At 69.6% G+C, this 6451-nt stretch carries 5 protein-coding genes; 4 read left to right on the top strand and 1 reads right to left on the bottom strand.

Annotated features, from left to right (window positions below; all coding sequences use genetic code 11):
- Positions 1 to 108: 108 nt before the first annotated feature.
- Positions 109 to 1539: a cysteine desulfurase/sulfurtransferase TusA family protein gene (locus ABTZ17_RS35715; RefSeq protein WP_352199978.1), complete on the bottom strand. Its 1431-nt coding sequence runs from the start codon at positions 1537 to 1539 to the stop codon at positions 109 to 111.
- Positions 1540 to 1835: 296 nt separating this feature from the next.
- On the opposite strand from ABTZ17_RS35715, the gene ctaC reads away from it, so the two are divergent.
- The 4 genes from ctaC to ABTZ17_RS35735 all read left to right on the top strand — a co-directional run bounded on the left by ctaC (position 1836) and on the right by ABTZ17_RS35735 (position 6337).
- Positions 1836 to 2810 carry an aa3-type cytochrome oxidase subunit II gene (gene ctaC / locus ABTZ17_RS35720; RefSeq protein WP_352199979.1) on the top strand — a complete coding sequence of 325 codons (975 nt, stop codon included), beginning with the start codon at positions 1836 to 1838 and terminating at the stop codon, positions 2808 to 2810.
- Positions 2807 to 4543, top strand: a complete 1737-nt coding sequence (gene ctaD, locus ABTZ17_RS35725) for an aa3-type cytochrome oxidase subunit I (protein WP_352199980.1) — start codon at positions 2807 to 2809, stop codon at positions 4541 to 4543. Before ctaC ends, ctaD begins: the two co-directional genes overlap by 4 nt.
- Positions 4540 to 4938: a cytochrome c oxidase subunit 4 gene (locus ABTZ17_RS35730; RefSeq protein WP_352199981.1), complete on the top strand. Its 399-nt coding sequence runs from the start codon at positions 4540 to 4542 to the stop codon at positions 4936 to 4938. The genes ctaD and ABTZ17_RS35730 overlap by 4 nt, the downstream gene beginning before the upstream one ends.
- Positions 4939 to 5086: 148 nt before the next feature.
- Positions 5087 to 6337 (top strand): L,D-transpeptidase, encoded by a 1251-nt coding sequence (locus ABTZ17_RS35735; protein WP_352199982.1) that lies wholly within the window; start codon positions 5087 to 5089, stop codon positions 6335 to 6337.
- Positions 6338 to 6451 lie beyond the last annotated feature (114 nt).

Genomic DNA, 6451 nt, shown 5'->3' on the forward strand with positions numbered 1-6451 from the left:
GTTCCACGCCCGTCCTCCTCCCTGGTGCGGGCCCGGCTCGGCCCGGCAGGACAGCAGGGTAGGGGCAGGAGGCGGCCTCCACGGCCCCGGCCCGGGCCGACGACCCCCTCAGGTCAGCCGGCGCACCCGGTACCCGACCGCCGGTCCGCCCGCCCCGCCGGTCGGGCCCTCCGCGCCTCCCGCCGGCCGACCCTCCGCCGGGGACTCGCCCAGGTACGCGTGCCCGCGCATCGCGCACCAGGCAGGGATGTCCAGCCGGGCCACCTCGTCGTCCGAGACCACGGTGACGGTGCCGCCCACCGTGACCCGGCCGATGTTCCTCGCCAGCTCGATCACCGGCTGCGGGCAGCGCAGCCCCAGCGCGTCCACCACCAGCTCCTCGCCCTCCGGCTCCGGGTCGGCCCCGGCCGCCGGCGCCCCGAGCTTCTCCCGGACCCGGGCCACCGCCGCCGGCAGCGCCTCCAGGAAGAGGTTGACCTCCTCCGCGGTGGTCCCCGTCGGCAGCGAGACCCGGACGTTGCCCTCCGACAGCACCCCCATCGCGGCCAGCACGTGGCTCGGCGTCAGGGTGGAGGAGGTGCAGGAGGAGCCGGAGGAGACCGAGAACCCGGCCCGGTCCAGCTCGTGCAGCAGGGACTCCCCGTCCGCGTACAGGCAGGAGAAGGTGACCAGGTGCGGCAGCCGCAGGTCGGCCTCCCCGGCCACCTCCACGTCCGGCACCAGCCGGGCCACCCGCCGCCGGATCCGGTCCACCAGGACCCGCAGCCGCCGGGCCTCCTCCTCCGCCTCCGCCCGCACCGCGCGCAGCGAGGCCGCCGCCGCCACGATCGCGGGGAGGTTGCCGAACCCGGCCGAGCGCCCCGACTCCCTTTCGTCGGTGGGGCCTTGGGGGGCGAAGCGGACCCCCTTGCGCACCACGAGCAGCCCCACCCCGGGCGGACCGCCCCACTTGTGGGCGCTCGCCGCCAGCAGCGACCAGTCCCCGGTCACCGGTCCCCAGGGCAGCGACTGGGCGGCGTCCACCAGCAGCGGCACCCCCGCCTCCCGACAGAGCGCCGCCGTCTCGGCCACCGGCTGCACGGTGCCCACCTCGTGGTTGGCGGACTGGAGGCAGGCCAGCGCGGTGTCCGGGGCCAGGACGTCCGCGTAGTCGGCGGGGTCCACCCGACCGGTCCGGCCCACGGGCACCTCGACGACGGTTCCGCCGCGCGCCCGGTGCGCGCCCGCCGAATGGAGGACGCTGGAGTGCTCCACGGCGGATACGACCAGACGGGTGCCGATCCTGCGGCGCCCCGCGAGGGCTCCTTCGACGCCCAGGTGAACCGCGCGCGTCCCCGAAGGAGTGAACACGAGCTCGTCCGGACGGCAGCCCGCCGACTCCGCCGCGGCCTCCCGCGCGGCGTCCAGCAGCAGCCGGGCGCGGCGCCCCTCCCGGTACAGCCGGGCCGGGTCGGCCCAGCCCTCGTCGAGGGCTGCCAGCAGGGCCTGACGGGCCACGGGGTGCAGCGGAGCAGCGGAGGCGGAGTCGAAGTACGGCATACGGGCAAGCTAACCCGGGCCGTCCGGGCGTCCGGGTCAGGGGCCGTCAGATGGCGGCGGGGGGTAGGGGGTCCGGCGCCCGGAAGGGTCGGTTCCGGCCATCCCCCGTACGGCGGAGCCACCCCTTCGGGGGCTGTCGCGGCGCGTTGGGCACCCTCCCCGCGCGACCCCAAATAGCGTCCAGTAGGGTTTGGTCCGCATAAACATCCAAACCCCTGCCCGCGTCAGGGCCGGCGACCGACCCGCGAGACGGCCGCAGCCGGTCGCGCGGGCCGAGACTCTCGGGAAGGCGCTACGTGAGTCCCTACGGCTCCGACCGCTCGCCGCGGCGCCCGATGCGGCGGAAGCTGCTGCAGGCGCTGACTGCGGGTATGGTCCTGGCGACCGCGACTGGTTGCTCGTATACCTGGAAAGACTTCCCCCGCCTCGGAATGCCCACCCCGGTCACCGAGGAGGCGCCGCGCATCCTCTCCTTGTGGCAGGGCTCCTGGGCGGCCGCTCTGGTCACCGGCATCCTGGTCTGGGGCCTGATCCTGTGGAGCGTCATCTTCCACCGGCGCAGCCGCACCAAGGTGGAGGTTCCGCCGCAGACCCGGTACAACATGCCCATCGAGGCCCTGTACACCGTGGTCCCGCTCATCATCGTGTCGGTGCTGTTCTACTTCACCGCCCGTGACGAGTCGAAGCTGCTCTCCCTCTCCGCGAAGCCGGCCCACACGATCAACGTGGTCGGCTACCAGTGGAGCTGGGGCTTCAACTACATCGAAGACGTCGACGGTGACTCGGCGACCCCGAAGGCGGGTGCGGTTCCGAAGGAGCTCGCCTCCATTCCGGACAAGTACACCAAGGACTTCCCCGCGGGCGCCGAGGGCGTCTACACCAAGGGCGTCCCCGGTGACCGGAACCCGCAGAACGGCAACCCGGGCCCGACCCTCTGGCTCCCCAAGGGCGAGAAGGTCCGCTTCATCCTGTCGTCGAACGACGTCATCCACTCGTTCTGGGTGGTGCCCTTCCTGTTCAAGCAGGACGTCATCCCCGGCCACACCAACGTCTTCGAGGTGACCCCCACCGAAGAAGGCACCTTCATGGGCAAGTGCGCCGAGCTCTGCGGCGTCGACCACTCCCGGATGCTCTTCAACGTGAAGGTCGTCTCCCCGGAGCGCTACCAGGCGCACCTCAAGGAGCTGGCCGAGAAGGGTCAGACCGGCTACCTCCCGGCGGGCATCCAGCAGACCGACCCGGCCCGGAACTCGGAGACGAACAAACTGTGAGCATCCTCAACGAACCTCAGGGTGCCGCGGCAGCAGACGACTCTTATGAGAACGAGCTGCCGGTGCGCCGCAAGCAGCCGGGCAACGTCGTCGTCAAGTGGCTCACCACCACGGACCACAAGACGATCGGCACGCTCTACCTGATCACCTCGTTCGTGTTCTTCATCATCGGCGGCATCCTGGCGCTCTTCATGCGCGCCGAGCTTGCCCGTCCGGGTACGCAGATCATGTCGAACGAGCAGTTCAACCAGGCGTTCACGATGCACGGCACGATCATGCTGCTGATGTTCGCGACGCCGCTGTTCGCCGGATTCGCGAACTGGATCATGCCGCTGCAGATCGGCGCGCCCGACGTGGCGTTCCCGCGGCTGAACATGTTCGCGTACTGGCTGTACCTCTTCGGTTCGACCATCGCGGTGGCCGGCTTCGTCACCCCGCAGGGTGCCGCCGACTTCGGTTGGTTCGCCTACTCCCCGCTGTCGGACGCGGTCCGCTCGCCGGGCATCGGCGCCGACATGTGGATCATGGGTCTGGCCTTCTCCGGCTTCGGCACGATCCTCGGCTCGGTCAACTTCATCACCACGATCATCTGCATGCGCGCGCCCGGCATGACGATGTTCCGCATGCCGATCTTCACCTGGAACGTCCTGCTGACCGGTGTCCTGGTCCTGCTGGCCTTCCCGGTGCTGGCCGCCGCGCTCTTCGCGCTGGAGGCCGACCGCAAGTTCGGTTCGCACATCTTCGACGCGGCCAACGGCGGCGCCTTGCTGTGGCAACACCTCTTCTGGTTCTTCGGACACCCAGAGGTGTACATCATCGCGCTACCGTTCTTCGGCATCATTTCCGAGGTCATCCCGGTCTTCTCGCGGAAGCCGATGTTCGGCTACATCGGCCTGATCGCCGCGACGATCGCGATCGCCGGCCTCTCGGTGACCGTGTGGGCGCACCACATGTACGTCACCGGCGGCGTGCTGCTGCCGTTCTTCTCCTTCATGACCTTCCTGATCGCGGTACCGACCGGTGTGAAGTTCTTCAACTGGATCGGCACCATGTGGAAGGGCTCGTTGTCCTTCGAGACCCCGATGCTGTGGGCCGTCGGCTTCCTGATCACCTTCACCTTCGGTGGTCTGACCGGCGTCATCCTGGCCTCGCCCCCGATGGACTTCCACGTCTCCGACTCGTACTTCGTCGTCGCGCACTTCCACTACGTCATCTTCGGCACCGTGGTCTTCGCGATGTTCTCCGGCTTCCACTTCTGGTGGCCGAAGTTCACGGGCAAGATGCTGGACGAGCGCCTCGGCAAGATCACCTTCTGGACGCTGTTCGTGGGCTTCCACGGCACCTTCCTGGTCCAGCACTGGCTGGGTGCGGAGGGCATGGCCCGCCGTTACGCGGACTACCTGGACGCCGACGGCTTCACCGCGCTGAACACCATCTCCACGATCAGCTCGTTCCTGCTCGGCCTGTCGATGCTGCCGTTCTTCTACAACGTGTGGAAGACCGCCAAGTACGGCAAGAAGGTCGAGGTCGACGACCCGTGGGGCTATGGCCGTTCGCTGGAGTGGGCGACCTCGTGCCCGCCGCCGCGGCACAACTTCCTCACCCTGCCGCGCATTCGCTCCGAATCCCCGGCCTTCGACCTGCACCACCCGGAGATCGCCGCTCTCGACCACCTCGAGAACCACGGCGAGCCGGCCAAGGCCGTCACCGGTGACAAGGAGGCCGGCAAGTGAAGATCCAGGGCAAGATGTTCCTCTGGCTCTCGCTGTTCATCCTGATCATGGCCATCGTCTACGGCGTGTGGTCCAAGGAGCCTGCGGGAACCACGGCGCTCTTCCTGGCCTTCGGCCTGAGCGTCATGATCGGCTACTACCTGGCCTTCACCGCCAAGCGCGTGGACGCCATGGCCCAGGACAACCTGGACGCCGACGTCGCGGACGAGGCCGGCGAGCTCGGCTTCTTCTCCCCGCACAGCTGGCAGCCGCTCTCGCTGGCCATCGGTGGCGCCTTCGCCTTCCTTGGCGTCGTCTTCGGCTGGTGGCTGATGTACTTCTCCGCTCCGCTGATCCTGATCGGTCTGTGGGGCTGGGTGTACGAGTACTACCGCGGCGAGAACCAGAACCAGTGACGGCACCCGCCGTCTGAGCCCACCGCGCGGCCGCGCCGCGTGACGAGGACTCACGAGGGGCCCGGACACCTCCGTAAGGGGGAGTCCGGGCCCCTCTTTTGCAGTCATCCCGCGCGCCGGAAAAGTCATATCTTCATAGCGTGTGGACATGAACCACTCTCCGCGTCTTCGGACCGTCCTCAGCTGCTCCCTGCTGGTCGCGTCCCTGGGAGCCGGCGCCGCGGCGTGCGGGTCCAAAGGACACCCGCTGTCCGCCCGCCCCTACGACGCGGCCGACCAGGTCGGCTTCAACCGCACGGCGGGGGACCGGCCCCTGGACCCCGACCGGCCCCTGGAGGTCACCGCCCGGGGCAAGGACGGCCGGATCACCGACGTCACCGCCGTCGACACCCACGGCCGCCGCCTCGCGGGCGAGCTCTCCGCGGACGGGGACCGCTGGCACAGCACCGTCCCCCTGGCCGCCGGCGTCCGGTACACCGTCACCGTCGGCACCGAGAACGCCGACGGCTCTCCAGGGCAGCGCACGCTGAGTTTCGACACCACCCCGGCCAAGAAGGTCCTCAAGGTCGAGTTCGGCCCGGAGAAGGGCACCTACGGCGTCGGGCAGCCCGTCACCGCCGAACTCAGCGAGCCCGTCACGGACAAGGCGGCCCGCGCCGTCATCGAACGGAGCCTCAGCGTCCGGTCGGTGCCGAGCGTCGAGGGCGCCTGGTACTGGGTGGACGACAAGAAGCTCCACTACCGCCCGAAGGAGTACTGGCCCGCCCACTCCACGGTCACCGTGCGCAGCGGCCTGGAGGGCATCAAGGTCGCCGACGGCCTCTACGGGGCCGCCACCGCCCCCCTGGACCTCAAGATCGGCGACCGCGTGGAGGTCGTCACCGACGCCTCCTCGCACCAGCTGACCTTCCGGCGCAACGGAGAAGTGATCAACACCATTCCGGTCACCACCGGCAAGCCCGGCTTCTCCACCCGCAACGGCTACAAGGTCGTCCTCGGCAAGCAGTACTACGTCCGCATGCGCGGCGACTCCATCGGCATCTCCCAGGGCAGCAGCGAGTACTACAACCTGCCCGTCTACTACGCGACCCGCGTCACCTGGAGCGGTGAATACGTGCACGCCGCCCCGTGGTCCGTGGGCTCCCAGGGCTACGAGAACGTCAGCCACGGCTGCACCGGCATGAGCACCGGCAACGCCGCCTGGTTCTACGAGAACATCCGCGAGGGCGACATCGTCCGCGTCGTCAACAGCTACGGCGACGACATGGACCCCTTCGGCAACGGCTTCGGGGACTGGAACGTCTCTTGGAAGAAGTGGCGCGAGGGCAGCGCCCTCCTCGCCGGCACCCAGGACGGCCGCACCCCCGGCGACGTCAACCGCCTCCGACCCGCCATCTAGGCGACGGAGGGGGCCCCAGGACCGCCCCAGGGGGGTCCGACGGCCCGTCAGGGGCCCCTGAAGCCGGAAGGCCCGGAAAAGCCCCCTGAAAGAGCAGTACGGGCGGTGTGGGCC

It is taken from the genome of Streptomyces sp. NPDC097619 (genome assembly GCF_040302735.1).
Lineage (GTDB): Bacteria > Actinomycetota > Actinomycetes > Streptomycetales > Streptomycetaceae > Streptomyces.